This window comes from Aliiglaciecola sp. (assembly GCF_039982535.1).
Lineage (GTDB): Bacteria > Pseudomonadota > Gammaproteobacteria > Enterobacterales > Alteromonadaceae > Aliiglaciecola.
Map to the genome: position 1 here is coordinate 81,222 of NZ_JBDWYG010000007.1, position 15,630 is coordinate 96,851.

The following is a 15,630-nucleotide window of genomic DNA, read 5'->3' on the forward strand; positions in this document are numbered from 1 at the left end:
GGAAGTGCTAGTGGTTACTTGAGATTTTTCTATCATCATCTATAACTTAGCGCTGAGAAGTTTGGGAGACTTATTATGATTGCAAAGGGAATCTAATTTCATAACTCAAGCCTTCACCTACAACACTATGGGCTGTGATTTTTCCATCTAAGGTTTGCGTAACCAAGTTGTACATAATGTGCGTACCTAAGCCACTGCCGCCTTTGCCACGTTTGGTTGTATAGAAAGCATCAAAATGTCGATCTAAGTTTTCTTCAGATAAGCCTTTTCCATCATCAGCATATTTAACCACCACTTCGTCATTCTGTTGGCTAACGTCTATGGTTATTTTACCGTTTTCTTTATCATCTAAGCCATGAATTAAAGAGTTCATAATCATGTTAGTAAAAATTTGAGCGATGGCTCCTGGAGCGCATTTTACAACTAACTTTTCAGGGCAATTGACACTTATTGAGTGTGACGTTTTTTTGAAATTTGGCGCTAATGATTGGATGACTTCATGAATATAGAGTTTAAGGTCAACATCACGAACCGCCTCACTAGTTTGATCAACGGCTACCTGCTTGAAACTCGAAATGAGATCGGAAGCGCGGTTTAAGTTGCCCATTAATAACTCTGTTGTTTGATTCGCTTCGGATAAAAAGGTACTCATTGTTTTGCCGGTCAAGGTTTTATCCTCGTATGCCGTTTGCAGGTTTTTGATCCGCTCCTGCAAAAAGCTTGCAGCGGTGACACCCACACCTATAGGTGTATTAACATCATGAGCGATACCTGCAACTAAACCACCAAGTGATGCCATACGCTCAGATTCAATTAACTGATCTTTGGCAAGCTTCACCGTTTCCATAGAGTCTGCCAATTCGGTATTACGTTTACGCAATTCGTCTTCGATATACTGACGGTTTTCGTTTTCCTGACGTAATTCTCGTTGATTAATAATTAACTCATCTTTCTGCTGCTCTAAATCCAGCATTATTTTACTAAGGGAAGCCGTTTTTTTAGCGACTTCCTGCTCTAGCATAATATTTTGGTCATCGAGTCTACGGTTTGCGTCGGTGAGGTCGTTTCGGGTGGCTCTAAGCTTTTGTTTGTAGTCAATTAAATCATCGATTAATTCATTATATGACACTTGTAACAGCTTTAACTCATTGTCGTCTTCTATGTGCAAATGCAGTTTGGAGGATTCTGGTCGATTAACATCAAATTCGCTAATTTGTTGGGTCAATTCCTCGAGGGGATCGGTTAACATTTGTCGAAAAGCGTTTAAAAATAGAAAGACTAAAAATGCGGTTTTAATGATCGCATTCCCAATTAAGAAAAACACCCCGACTTCAATACGACCAAATATTATACTTGCGCTAGAATACAAAGTGACATCACCTACATGTGAGGTTCGTCCAGAGAACTCGAATATAAGAGGGAAAGAATAGCCAAAAGTGCCGCCAGGGTGATCAAGCATAATCCCTGAGGTAATCATTTCTGCTGGTAACTTAGAGGTGCGACCCGTGTTGGCAATAAATGCCCCGTTTTCGTCGCGAATTTGCACGCCTTCAACTATGGGCAGTGCCATTAATCCATTTGCCAAATCGTCGGCTTGGATATAATTAAGTTCCCATATAGCCCGAGTTAAACTTACGCTAAAGGTATTTTTAAGAGTTTGCAGTTCGCTTTGAATATGATTTTTGGCATTTAAATATTCAGTCAAAATTTGCCCGACCGTGACGACTAACGTCAGTACGAAGTAAACAGACAACACGCGTGTCAACAACTTTTTGGACAAACCCGTTTTGACTTTAGCCATTCACGAACCTTTAAAAACCCAGTAATTATATCGATGAAGAAGGTAAAGAATATGCGTAAAACGTTCAATTAACAAGAAGCGCTGAATAATAGTTTCCCCCGAGGACGGATTTTTAATTAAAAATGACGCTTTGTTATCTCGGTCAAAGGTTTACCCTTATAGGTGAATAAAGTTTAAGGACTAAAAATAGCCATAAATTAGGCTTCTAAAGGCATTCTTTTCCTTAACATGACTGAAATTTGACATTTATATGATAAGTTTAATAAAAGTGTCACAACCTAAACTAATAATGGCGCCTTTATTATGAGCAGGAAAAAAGTAATGGCCAGAAAAATTTTGCTGGTAGAGGACGAAGCGCCTATCAGAGAAATGCTTGATTTTGTGTTAGAGCAGTCCGGTTTTGAAACACAACAAGCGGAAGATTATCAAGTTGCATTGGATTTAGTTAAAGAACCTTATCCTGACTTGATTTTACTTGATTGGATGTTGCCTGGTGGCAGTGGCGTGCAACTGGCTAAAAAGTTAAAACAACACGAGTTTACCCGTGACATTCCAATTATCATGTTAACCGCACGTGGTGAAGAAGAAGATAAAGTACGTGGCCTCGATTCAGGTGCCGATGATTACATTACTAAACCATTTTCACCCAAAGAACTGGTAGCTCGTATTAAAGCTGTGATGCGCAGAGTAACTCCCACCTCAGCTGAAGAGCCTATTGCCATCAATGGCTTGGTGTTAGATCCGGTTTCACATCGAGTAACGGCTGAAGATGAGCCTTTAGATATGGGGCCTACTGAATTTAAACTACTGCACTTTTTCATGACACATGTTGAAAGAGTATATAGTCGAGAACAGTTGTTAGATAATGTTTGGGGAACTAATGTTTATGTGGAAGACCGAACGGTTGATGTTCACATACGTAGATTGCGTAAGGCGATTTCTAAATATTCTCATGATGACATGATTCAAACTGTTCGCGGTGCTGGTTATCGCTTTTCTGCCAAAGTGTAATCTTTAAAACGCAAAACGGTTGAATAAAACGTTCAACAAAGGATCCATTGATACATGTATTATCCATTTTCTTGGTTAAAAAATTTACTCAGAATTGGTGGGTTTTACGTCATCGTGATTTTAATCGGCCTGTACTTTGATGCATTGGCTATTGCTGTTGCATTTGCTTCAACTTGGTTATTAGGCTTTTATTCGTGGCACATGTACCGATTTAATCGGTGGATTTGGCACAGTAAAAAAATGACACCCCCAAAAGTGCCAGGCTTTTGGGAACATGTTTATGAAGGGGTTTATTACATTCAACGTCGCAATAGGCGTAAACGTAAAGAACTCACTCGCATGGTCAAACGATTTCGTGAAGGTTCAGAAGCCTTACCTGATGCCACTGTGGTGGTAGATTCAAATGCATGTATAGTTTGGTGCAATCGACTAGCACGAATTGAGTTGGGATTACGCTGGCCTCAAGACTCAGGACGCCGAGTTGACAATTTAATCCGCCATCCCAACTTTATTGAATACTTTCATAGCGGTAAATATGATTATCCGGTGGAGGTGCCATCGCCTTCTAATGTTCAAAAAATATTTGAATATCGTATTATGCCTTACGGTGAAAAGCACTTGTTGCTGATAGCCCGCGATGTAACACGATTGACTCAGCTTGAACAAATGCGCAAAGACTTTGTTGCCAATGTGTCCCATGAATTACGCACGCCGTTAACCGTTTTGAATGGTTATTTAGAGATGCTTCCAAATACTGAAAACGTTCCCCCCGCGTTTTTGAATAAAGCCTTTAGTGAAATGCGCTCACAATCGGAAAGAATGCAAAACTTAGTGGAAGAGTTGTTGGTTTTATCAAGAATTGAAGCCAGTTCTGAGCGGGTATTTGAAAAGCCTGTTAATGTGCCGCAAATGCTAGCCGCAATTAAAGTTGAAGCTGAAACATTGAATAAAGATAAAGGCCATGAAATTACGTTTAATATAGCACCTTCTCTTAAGGTTTATGGTATCGAAACCGAGCTGCGTAGTGCTTTCTCAAACCTGATTTTCAATGCGATTCATTACACACCTTCTCCGGGTAAAATTGATGTTAATTGGCAGGAACAGGATGGTCATGGGCATTTCTCAGTAAAAGATAATGGAGACGGGATCCCAGAGAAACACCTTAATCGACTCACGGAGCGATTTTATCGTGTAGATAAAGCCCGCTCACGTAAAACCGGAGGTTCAGGTTTAGGCTTATCTATTGTGAAACACGTGCTAACCCATCATAATTCAAAATTAGAAATAACCAGTGAGGTGGGTGTTGGAAGTGAATTTTCTTTTTCTTTTTCAAGTGAACTGTCAGTACAGAATCCCTCTGCCGACACTTCGGCTGCTGATAAAGTGGAACAATTACTTTGATTAAGCCATTGAAGGCAATTGGTTTGGCTTGGTTTTGTGTGCTGTTTTCTGCTTTGTCTTCTGGGCAAGAAGCGCAAACATATCAAAAGAAACCCGGTGTAGCCGGTTCTATTACCTCTGTTGGTTCAGATACCATGGCTAACCTGATGACAATCTGGGCTGTTGAGTTTAAGCAGTTATATCCTCAGGTAAAGTTTCAAATTCAGGCATCAGGTTCCTCCACTGCTCCTCCGGCCATTACCGAAGGAACGTCAAATATTGGCCCTATGAGCCGCGAGATGCATACCAGCGAGTTACGTTATTTTAGTGGTCAGCATGGCTATCAGCCTCTTGCTATTAAAGTGGCCATCGATGCCATCGCATTATTTGTGGATGTGAATAATCCCATTTCAAATTTGACGATTAAACAGATCGACAGCATCTTTGCGGCAACACGTTTCTGTGGGGCTCGGCAAGCAACGCGTTATTGGAATCAGCTTGGTGTAACAGGCAGTTATGGCAGTCGAAAAATTCAGGTTTTCGGGCGTAATTCAGTGTCAGGTACTTATGGATTATTTAAGCAATTAGCCTTATGTGATGGAGACTTCAAAGCCACGGTAAATGAACTTCCTGGCTCTGCTTCGGTTATTCAGTCAGTCGCTTTCTCCAATGGTGCAATCGGTTACGCCGGTTATGGACAAAAAACCGCTGCGGTTAAAGCGTTAGCCATTGCCGATTACACGGGTAAGTTTGTGCCTGCAACAACACAGACCATAAGTAGTGGAGAGTATCCTTTATCACGGTTTTTGTATTTGGTGGTGAATAAACCACCAAATGAAAAATTACCCTTGCTAGAGGAAGAGTTTTTACGCTTTGTGTTGTCTAAAAAAGGACAACAAGCAGTGCAGCAAGATGGCTATGTTAGTATTTCCAGCGACGTTATAAAACAGCAACTTAAGGTATTAACGTCAAATTAAGTGTTACCGTCAAATCATTCAATATAGGTTAGTTAGATGTCATCTTTACCGCAAAATTGGAAGTCTTGGGTTTTGCAAAATTTATTGCAAGGGACAGATAGTATTGAAATTTTAAAGATCCTTTTGCAAAACGGGTTCACCTTTGAGGCGGCTAAAAATGCCCTTGGCAACAATTTACCCGCGGGCACCGGCTGTAATAAAGATGAAGCCTTTTTTGCCAAAGTCTCTCAACCTAAATTGTTGGAAAATCTCGACCAGTTTGATGCCAAGGTGATTGATGATCCTCGCGTACAGATGATACAAATTAATCACTTCTTGTCGCAACAAGAATGCCAAGCCTTAATTTCGTTGACTAAAACTAAGTTGAGGCCCTCTGAGATCCCAGCAAGGGAAGGGGACGCTTATGAAAAGTTTAGAACCTCCTCGACTTGCGATTTGCCCTTCACTAACGATCCCCTAGCGAAACAAGTTGACCAGAAGATTATTGATACTTTGGGGTTAGGCTTCGGTGAAAAAGAAGTCATTCAAGCTCAGCATTACGCTGTTGGCCAAGAGTTCAAAGCTCATTGCGATTACTTTGTGCCAGGAACTAACGACTTTAAACTCTACAGTAAAAACGGTGGGCAGCGCACTTGGACCTTCATGGTGTATCTAAATGAAGATTGTGAGGGCGGAGAAACCGAGTTTATTAAACTAGGTCGCAAATTTAAGCCCACTCAAGGCATGGCGCTGGTTTGGAATAATCTGCTACCCAATGGTTCTATCAATACCAATACCCTGCACCATGCCCACCCTATTACTTCTGGTGAAAAAGTGGTTATCACTAAGTGGTTTAGAGAAGATGTTTTTGTGACAAAAGATAAAAAAAGCTAGTCATTTTGACGCAACCTCAAGCTTCATGGGGCCTCCCTCTTGCCCTTTTTTGCTCAAACTATTACCGCCCTCAAAATAATTGGGTAGATTTCCTACACGATTCATAGATTTACTAACCTAACTGCAATTATGAAACTTTTGTGACAGTTCTGTAATGTAACAAAACTGTCATTGAGCTTGGGTACTCTTCTCGCGATTTTAAAACTTTCGTTATCAAGTCATTAATAGAAAGAACTTGAAACTATTTAACACTCGCATTTGGAGAGCTCGATGGAAATCAAAAACATCTTTAAAGTAAGCGCTATAGCAACTGCTTTGGTACTTGCTGGTTGTGGTGGTGACATTAATATTAGCGAAGGCGATATTGATAACAGTTCTACCGTTAACAATCCCCCGACTACTACGCCTACACCAACGCCAACTCCAACTGACGATGCACCAGGCGAGGTTGATTCTACATTAAGTACAGAAATCTCAACTGCCTTGGGTGAAACCATCGAAGTACGCACACTATCTGGTCGTTTAACTGATGAAGACGAAGATAGCAGCGGAAAAATCACGCTAACAAACGATACTGTATGGGCACTAGATGGTGCGGTTTTTGTTGGTTCTGATAACGAAGACAGCACAGTATTAGAAATTGAAGAAGGTACTATTATCTTCGGAAGCACTGGTAGCGATTATTTAGTGATTAGCCGTGGTTCACAAATCGAAGCCATGGGTACTTCAACTGATCCAATTATTATGACTTCTTATAACGATGTGATTGGTGATGAGATTGGTGCCGGTCAATGGGGTGGTCTTGTTCTACTTGGTAATGCTCCATCTAACAAATGTCCTGCAGATGCTGATTGTGCACTTCAAGTTGAAGGTGTAGAGGAAGGTGCAGTATTTGGTGGTGATGCAGAAGACGACAACTCAGGTATTTTGAATTACCTAGTGGTTAAGTATGCAGGTTTCGAAATTTCTCCAGATAACGAATTAAATGGTATTACCTTTGGTGGCGTAGGTTCAGCAACTGAAGTGGACTATATCCAAGTACACGCCAATGCCGATGATGGTGTTGAGTTCTTCGGTGGTAACGTAACAGCTAAGCACCTTGTGTTAACTTCTAACCAAGATGACAGCGTTGATTGGGATAACGGTTACCAAGGTAAACTACAGTACGTTTACATTGAACAAGACAGCGCGAATGGCGATGCTAACCGTGGTATCGAAGCTGATAATGACGGCTCTACTCCTGACAACGACCCTCAATCTAATCCAACTATTGCTAACCTAACTATAATCGGCAATGACTTTGACGGAGAAGATGATTCTGAAGGTGTTTATCTTCGTGAAGGTACAGGTGCACAAATATATAACATGGTTATCACTGGTACAGACGGTATGGGTGAATGTTTGGAAGTTGAAGGTGTGTTAGAAAGCCAAACTAACCTTTCTGACGGAACTATCACCATTGAAAATTCGGTTATGGCTTGTTCCAATGGCGAGAATTTCAAAGATGGTTCATTACCAGATGGCGCTTCTCACACCATCGTTGACCTAGAAGCTTGGTTCTTAGAAGAGTCTCGCAATAACCGTGTATCTGAGTCTGTAATGTTAAATGCTGACGGTACGCCTATGACAGGTTCTTTATTGCTTGAAGGTGCTGCTGACGTTTCTGAAATTGATGGTTTCTTTGACGCTACTACTTTTGTTGGTGCGGTAACGTCTGAAGACGATTGGCGCCAAGGTTGGGCATTCGGATTTGGCGGTGGAACCGTTAAAGTGACACAAACTGCTTCAGGTTGCCCTGCTGGCACAACCACTGTCGCAGCTGCCGATGGTGTGACTAACACCTGTGAATTATCAGGTCGTATTACTTCTGATTTGACCCTAACCGAAGGCAACTTGTACGCATTGTCTGGTGCCGTATTTGTAGGTGATGACAACGAAGATAGCGCAACCTTGACAATTGATGCTGGTGTGACTGTTTTCGGTGCCTCTGGTAATGACTATCTAGTTGTAAGCCGTGGTTCAAAAATTGATGCTCAAGGTACAGCGACTGACCCTGTAACTCTTACCTCTTCTGCTGCTGTTCTTGGTGGTCTAGAAGCAGGTGAAGCGGGTCAATGGGGTGGTTTAGTTATCCTAGGTAACGCTCCTTCTAACAAATGTCCTGCTGATGCAGATTGTTCTCTTCAAGTGGAAGGTGTACAAGAAGGTGCCGTATTCGGTGGTACAGATTCAACGGATAACTCAGGCACACTTCGCTACGTTCGTGTTATGCACGGTGGTTTCGAGGTTGCACCTGATAATGAGTTGAATGGTGTTACTTTCGGTGGTGTTGGTTCAGGTACAACTGTTGAGTATTTACAAGTTCACAAAAATGCTGATGACGGTGTTGAGTTCTTCGGTGGAAGCGTTGACGTTAAATACTTAGTGTTAACTGATATCCAAGATGACAGTGTGGATTGGGATAACGGCTTTGTAGGTCGCATGCAATATGTCTTAGTACGCCAAGCACAAGATAACTCTGATGCGAACCGTGCAATCGAAGCTGACAACGACGGTTCAGTGCCAGATAACGAACCACAATCTAACCCAACTATCGCTAACATGACGATTATTGGTAACGATTTCGACGGTGAAGACGATGCTGAAGGTATCTACTTACGTGAAGGTACTGGCGCACAACTATCTAACGTTATCATTACTGGTTCTGCTGGTATGGGCGAATGTTTCGAAGTTGAAGGTGTACTTGAAAGCCAAACTAACCTAGGCGATGGCAATATCACTTTCACTAACTCAGTTATTGCTTGTGAAAATGATGAGAACTTCAAAGATGGTGCGTTACCAGATGGCGCGACTCACACAATCGTAGATTTAGAAGATTGGTTCTTAAACAATCAGGCTGATAACTCTGTAGGGGCTAACCAAGCTGCTGTTTTAGACGGAATATTCAGTATCTCTGAAGTAACACCAAAAGATTTCAGCGGTGATACTTTCTTTGATAACGCTGACTTTGTTGGTGCTGTTGACGAAGATGCTGATTGGACTTCAGGCTGGACTGTCGGTCTAGAATAGGGTTCTTTATTCACTCGTTTTTAGATTTGATACGCGCTTTTTTGGCAACGAAAAAGCGCTTTTACGATTAAGATAAATGACACAATGTATACGGCAGCAACGTCATTTTAAATGCATTTAGCTGCCAGTTTGTACGACAATGAGGTTAATAATGAATACGCCTTTTAACAGGTTTCCTCTCAAGCCAGTTTCTTTAGCAATTTTGGTTGCGGTAACTTTGCCAAGTGCACCGTTATTCGCGCAAAGTGCTTCTGAAGAAGATGTAATTGAGGAAGTCGTTGCTACCGGTACTCGCCTAAAAGGTACAGCGTCAGCTGTATTACAGGAACGTAAAAACCAAGCTTTCGTAGCAGATATTCTCGGCGCTGATCAAATATCTAGAACCGGTGATGGTGATGCTGCAGCGGCACTGCGCCGTGTAACCGGCCTAACGTTAGTGGATGGGAAATTCATCTATGTCCGTGGTCTAGGGGAACGTTACTCTAGTACTCAATTAAACGGCGCATCGGTTCCAAGTCCGGATCCCACCCGTTCTGTTATTCCTCTGGATTTATTTCCGTCGGATATTATTGAAAGTTTGTCAGTGCAAAAGTCCTTTTCACCATCAATGCCAGCGGCGTTTGGTGGGGGAAATGTTGATATTCGCTTAAAGTCTATTCCCACTGATTTCGTGTTTAATATGACAGGAAAATTTGGCACCAACACGGATAACTTTGATGATGCCTATCAATATAATGGCGGAAGTAACGATTGGATGGGTGAAGATGACGGCACTCGTGCAGCGCCAGCGTCCATTGTTGCCCTTTGGGATAACAAACAGTTTTTAGATAATATCAGTACCACTGAAGCTCGCGATTTGTTGAAAGAGTTAAACACTGATTATGATCCCATGTTACAAAGTGTTGATCCGGATTATGGATTTAATTTATCTCTAGGTAACAGTTTTGATATAGATCAGGATTGGCGCGTTGGCTTTTTAGTCACCGCTGGTTATGACAATACCTGGAATGTCAGCGAGCAGTTTATTGGTGAGCAAGCCCAACGTAGTGGCGACGTTATTTCCTTCCCTCGCTATTTTGATGAAGTGGATGTAACCGAGCACAATGTGCGTTTTTCGGGAATGGCTAACTTCGGGATTGATTATAACCGAAACCATCGCATTGATTTTTCAACGGTGGCGTTAAACGACACTAATGATGCTATCAGTGAAAAAGTGGGTAATACCAATAACATTCAATTGAGTGATGGTCAGCGAGTTCGAGATTTTGAAGTTGTTTACGAAGAACGTCAAATGTGGACAAACCAAATCCGTGGTCAGCACACTTTCACTAACCTGAACTTTTTAGGTTTTGATTGGCAGTATACTAAAAGTCGCTCGAGCCGTTACGCGCCAGGTACCATGGAAACTCGTTTTATCTTAACCGATGATAACGAAGACGGTATCTTTGATAAAACAACGGAAAGTTCGTTAACCAATGCAACTACTGCAGCCCGTTATCAATTCCAACGTCTCGATGACCGAGTTGAAAACTTAAGTTGGAATCTTAATTATCCTTATGCCATTGACCGTTTTGATATGGAATTTAAAGTGGGTGGGGATTTTGTGTCTAAATCGAGAACCGCGGAAAACCGTCGTTTCGATATCAACACCCGTGGATTTTCTGACAGCTCAGTATTAGTTGGTGGTATTTTTAACGATATCCTTAGCGATGAGAATTTGGATGGGGCAGAGTTGTCTTCTGTTCCATTGTTATCAGATACAACCATTGCTGGTGATGACTATGTGGCAGCCCAAAAGGTTGATGCCTATTACTTTGAAGCGGATATTTTCTTCGACAATACTTGGCGTATTAGTGGTGGTGTGCGCTGGGAAGATTACCGTCAAGCGGTAGTGCCATTTGATCCTAAAACCAATCAAATTGATTTGTCAGATGAAGATGACCGTTCACAACTAGCCTTCCAAGAAAGTGATTTCTATCCTGCGCTAGCAGTAACTTATATTATGAGTGAAAAAGTGCAATTTAGAGCAAGTTATGGGCAAACTGTTGTTCGCCCCGATACTCGTGAATTGGCTTCATCCACTTACATTGATCCCCTAACTGATTTCCCAATTGGTGGTACTCCTGGTTTGCGTACTACGCAAATCAAAAACTACGATTTCCGCTGGGAATGGTACCTAGATCAGGGCGACAACTTGTCTGTGGCGCTTTTCTATAAAGATATGGACAGTCCAATTGAATCGGTGCAATCACCCGCTCAAGATGGTCCGCCGTTAGTGCGTATCGCTAATGCTGAAACCGGTGAGTTGTATGGTGTGGAATTTGAGTTCTTAAAAGGACTTGGTTTCATCGGTGATGGTGTTTGGGATAACTTGTTTTTATCTGGAAACCTGACCTTAAGTGATTCTGAAATTCAACTAGACGGTCAGAATGTGGTTGAACAAACAGGGGTTTCTACCTCAGTTACCAACTTAACTCGCCGCTTAACCGGTCACTCTGAGTATGTGGTGAATACCCAGCTTGGTTTTGATTCGGACAACGGTGAACATTCAGCGTCATTGGTTTACAACGTATTTGGTGAGCGTATTTTGATCCCAGGTATTGATGGATTTGATGACAGTTATGAGCAACCATTCCACTCTTTGGATGTGGTCTATACCTATTATCCAAACTTCAATACCACAGTGAAGTTTCGAGTGCAGAATATGCTGAACCAACAAAAAGACATTGAATTTGAAGATACGTTATTACGTTCTGAAACTAGAGGCACAAGCATAAACTTGTCGCTAAAATACGAATTCTAAGTTGTTCTTTAAAGCCAACAAAGCCGCTTCGTATAGCGGCTTTTTTATTGCCTATTATTTGTCGGTTGGATTTAGTTTGGTGGGTGTTTTCCATGGCCTGAAGGCCATGCTACAAGGTTGGTTGTGTTTGGGGGGATTTGTAGGTCGGGCTTCAGCCCGATGATAGGTTTTGCCGCCCGATGAACGGTTTTCATGGCCTGAAGGCCATGCTACAAGGTTGGTTGTGTTTGGGGTGATTTGTAGGTCGGGCTTCAGACCGATGATAGGTTTTGCGGTCCGATGAACGGTTGTCATGGCCTAAAGGCCATGCTACAAGGTTGGTTGTGTTTGGTGGAATTTGTAGGTCGGGCTTCAGCCCGATGAGAGGTTTTGCCGTCCGATGAACGGTTTTCATGGCCTGAAGGTGATGCCACAGGCCATGGTTTTAGTGGGTTATTAGCTTTGTACTTTAAAGTCTAACTGTACTTTCATATTTTCAGCCACAACAGCTTGTCCATCAACAATTTTAGGGGCATAACGCCATTGTTCTAGCGCCTTAATTGCTTTTGTAACGAATGCTTGTCCACCTTCTTGTTCTAGCATATTAATGTTCTTAACGAACCCTGCTTGGTCAATATCAAAGGATAAAACAACACTACCATCTTTACCCATGCGGCCTTTTGACATGGGATAATCTGGAGGCATGCGATATAAAGGGGTAGGGTCAATATTGTCGTTCCAAGGTGTCATATGACCGATAGCGATACAATGTTCAGTGGCTAGCTTCGAGTCTCCAGAACCTTCGTACAAGCCTACTAAGGCTGCGCGAGAGGCTAACTCGTATGGATGGGATGTTTCTATTTCACCTTCGATGACGTTAACCACAGTTTCATAATACTCAATGGCTTTTTGTGTGCGACGTTTAGCTGAATTATATTTTGCCAACAAAAACTGTACTTCTACTGTGCGAGTATCCTTTTCACCGACGGCTGCCAATAATAATGACTCTGTTTTTTCGAGGGTCGAAAATGCCTGTTTAAAATGATAACTGTTTATCGGTGACTTAATTAACATGCGACTAAGTTGATAATACATGTTTGCCTTAGTTGCTATATCGCTATTAGGAACGTTGTCAACAATATTTAAAGCTGAGTTTATGGTTGAGCGATATTTTAATACCTTCTTCTCGAAGTTCATTTGCGTATAGTTTTCAGCTGTCGCTATTTGATCCAAAATCGCGCTATAACGTTGTACCGAGTTATCACCAGATAATTCTTTATAGGCGTTGGCGACATTACCAAGGGTTATGTAGGCTAATTCTGGTTGTTTGTTTGCAGAGTAGGCTAAGCCTAAATTGTATTCTAGGTTGATTGCATTTTCTGAATTTGCACCATAGATTTGTTTTCCAAGCTCTAATGTCTGTTTTGCATAGGTAACAGCAGATTCGTAATCTTCAGAGGCGAAGGCTTGATTATATTGTCCGTAAACATCCTTAAATGTAGGTGTTTGTGCCAATGCGACGTTGATTGATAAGGAGAGTAAAAGTGATGGAGCAAGTAGTTTTTTAAACATTGAATCGTCCTTGGTCTTTGTTTGAGAATAAAATGTACCATAACAATTAAATCATGTGTAGTCGGTTGGGCATTGGCCTGTGATAGGTTTCCATGGCCTAAAGGCCATGCTACAAGGGTGGATGTGTTTGAAGTGATTTGTAGGTCGGGCTTTAGCCCGATGAGAGGTTTTGCCGTTCGATGAACGATTTCCATGGCCTAAAGGCCATGCTACAAGGTTGGTTATGTTTGGGCTGAATTTGTAGGTCGGGCTTTAGCCCGATGAGCGATTTCCATGGTCTAAAGGCCATGCTACAAGGTTGGTTGTGTTTGGTGAAATTTGTAGGTCGGGCTTTAGCCCGATGAACGGTTTTCATGGCCTAAAGGCCATGCTACAAGGTTGGTTGTGTTTGGTGGAATTTGTAGGTCGGGCTTTAGCCCGATGAACGGTTTCCATGGCCTGAAGGCCATGCTACAAGGTTGGTTGTGCTTGGTGGAATTTGTAGGTCGGGCTTTAGCCCGATGAACGGTTTTCATGGCCTGAAGGCCATGCTACAGGTTGCTTAGATCACGACATGGTGCCGGAGACAATGGGTTGGAAGGCGGTTAGGCTATCCATGAGCGTGCTATTTCCCAAGCCATTGGAGGGAAATAAACTGCTAAAGTTACCTTGTTCACCATGTAACGCCATGTAATTTAAGATAATGGTTTCTACCAGCAAGTTGACGTTGTTGGCAGCGGGTGTTGCTGCGGTTTCAACTGATGCGTCACTACGCATATAGCCTATTTGCTGATGTTGCGCTTGCTGTTCACTGGTTGCGCCCATGAGCTCTGGGGTGCCATTGGGGTTATACACTAAAAAGAATGAGGCTGCGGTAGATGAATTATCCCCGGTCCAAACCCCTTTACCTCTGCCATCCTCAGAATCGTCTATCATGCCGTTACTTGATACGGAACCGTCACTACAAACGTACATCATTAGCGGTACGCCAACCCGCGCGGCGTATTCAATGCAAGCACCCATACAACGGCCAGCTCGCAGATCTCGGGTTTCCCCTACCATACGATTACCAGTATGGTAATCAAATCCACCCATGGTGATAGTGCCAGCCCCAGCAAAGCCGTTCATAACCAGTTTCATAACCGCCGCAGTTTTGCGAAACTCACCATCACTATCGAATTCTTGCTGACTAAAAATTCCCGATGGACCCACAATATCCTCATCCAATTCAGGATCAAGAGCCGATGGATCGCCGAAGCGGTCGGTAATATCAGCACTTTTCACATAACCACAACGAACCAAGTCTTTGATCACATCATCAGTGGTAATCTGCGTATTCACTTTGCCTAACTTCATGTCACTAATACGTTGAATAGACTCCATAACGGCCACAGAGTCTTGTTGGCTTAATAGTCCAACTAAATCTCCGGTATCCACTAAGCCAGTGACATCAGAAGGGCGGTCCACTTTGGTGGGCCGCTTTGCAGTATCTATCATCGACGCCGGAGACATACTATTGCCACCAGAGTCAGAGTTTCGAGAACCGATTAAGGTTAACAGAGAACCATCCGCGCCTACTTTGTTAATACCATACATAGGGTTGTGAGGATTATTCCCCGTGTCGTTTTCAGAACGTGCCGGAATCACCGCGCCGTTAACATTGGCTCGGTTTGTTGGATTTACTTTTTCTAAGATACCTCGTAGATAAGCACTGTCAGCATGAAAGGCCAAGCCAAGCTCATTATTAATAAAATCACTTAAGCCAGATGCGGGGTTCATAATCGAAGGAACCATATCACCGGGTAAACCTAATTTACTGTAGCCACCTGTGCTGAGGAAATCCATCTGTCCGCCGCGGCCACCAACTAGCACATTGGAACCGGCGATGTTTGCACCGCCCGCAAGATCAAAACAAATAAACGGAATTTTTCCCGCCCCTTGGGTGGCAATACCACAATTGGCTTTTAACGCTTCTAAATCACTGGATAAAGCCGCATTCGCCTGTTTGGGGTTGGCAAACATACTAAACACTGAGCCCGCCATCACTGTGCCTAAACCTGCGGTAAATCCTTGGGAGATAAACTCACGACGGCTAACAGGTTTGGCGTGGTCATCATGCAGTAGAGGAGCATCGGTGGATAAATTGTCAAACTTAGTTTTCTTCATTTTATGTACCTAAACTCTCT

9 protein-coding genes are annotated in these 15,630 nt (G+C 42.5%); 6 read left to right on the forward strand and 3 right to left on the reverse strand.

Annotation, left to right across the window (positions count from 1 at the left end; translation table 11 throughout):
* Window positions 1–73 precede the first annotated feature (73 nt).
* Window positions 74–1,801, reverse strand: coding sequence for a HAMP domain-containing sensor histidine kinase (locus ABJV04_RS00380; protein WP_348489123.1), 1,728 nt, complete (start codon window positions 1,799–1,801; stop codon window positions 74–76).
* Between the two features lie 321 nt (window positions 1,802–2,122).
* Here ABJV04_RS00380 and phoB point away from each other — a divergent pair, with 321 nt between their 5' ends.
* The 6 genes from phoB (at window position 2,123) to ABJV04_RS00410 (ending at window position 11,914) form a co-directional block, all read left to right on the forward strand.
* Window positions 2,123–2,812 (forward strand): phosphate regulon transcriptional regulator PhoB, encoded by a 690-nt coding sequence (gene phoB / locus ABJV04_RS00385; RefSeq protein ID WP_348489124.1) that lies wholly within the window; start codon window positions 2,123–2,125, stop codon window positions 2,810–2,812.
* A 54-nt stretch (window positions 2,813–2,866) separates the two neighbouring features.
* On the forward strand, window positions 2,867–4,213 hold the full coding sequence (phoR, locus tag ABJV04_RS00390) for a phosphate regulon sensor histidine kinase PhoR (protein ID WP_348489125.1): 1,347 nt from the start codon (window positions 2,867–2,869) through the stop codon (window positions 4,211–4,213).
* Window positions 4,210–5,169, forward strand: a complete 960-nt coding sequence (locus ABJV04_RS00395) for a phosphate ABC transporter substrate-binding protein (protein WP_348489126.1) — start codon at window positions 4,210–4,212, stop codon at window positions 5,167–5,169. Before phoR ends, ABJV04_RS00395 begins: the two co-directional genes overlap by 4 nt.
* A gap of 36 nt (window positions 5,170–5,205) precedes the next feature.
* A complete protein-coding gene (locus ABJV04_RS00400) occupies window positions 5,206–6,042 on the forward strand; it encodes a 2OG-Fe(II) oxygenase (RefSeq protein ID WP_348489127.1) in 837 nt (278 codons plus the stop codon).
* 270 nt (window positions 6,043–6,312) lie between these two features.
* Window positions 6,313–9,111, forward strand: coding sequence for a hypothetical protein (locus tag ABJV04_RS00405; RefSeq protein ID WP_348489128.1), 2,799 nt, complete (start codon window positions 6,313–6,315; stop codon window positions 9,109–9,111).
* Between the two features lie 151 nt (window positions 9,112–9,262).
* A complete protein-coding gene (locus ABJV04_RS00410) occupies window positions 9,263–11,914 on the forward strand; it encodes a TonB-dependent receptor (protein ID WP_348489129.1) in 2,652 nt (883 codons plus the stop codon).
* A 435-nt stretch (window positions 11,915–12,349) separates the two neighbouring features.
* Here ABJV04_RS00410 and ABJV04_RS00415 read toward each other — a convergent pair whose 3' ends face one another.
* Both ABJV04_RS00415 and ABJV04_RS00420 read right to left on the reverse strand, forming a co-directional pair.
* A complete protein-coding gene (locus ABJV04_RS00415) occupies window positions 12,350–13,465 on the reverse strand; it encodes a TonB family protein (RefSeq protein WP_348489130.1) in 1,116 nt (371 codons plus the stop codon).
* A 546-nt stretch (window positions 13,466–14,011) separates the two neighbouring features.
* Window positions 14,012–15,610: a hypothetical protein gene (locus ABJV04_RS00420; RefSeq protein WP_348489131.1), complete on the reverse strand. Its 1,599-nt coding sequence runs from the start codon at window positions 15,608–15,610 to the stop codon at window positions 14,012–14,014.
* Between the last annotated feature and the right edge of the window lie 20 nt (window positions 15,611–15,630).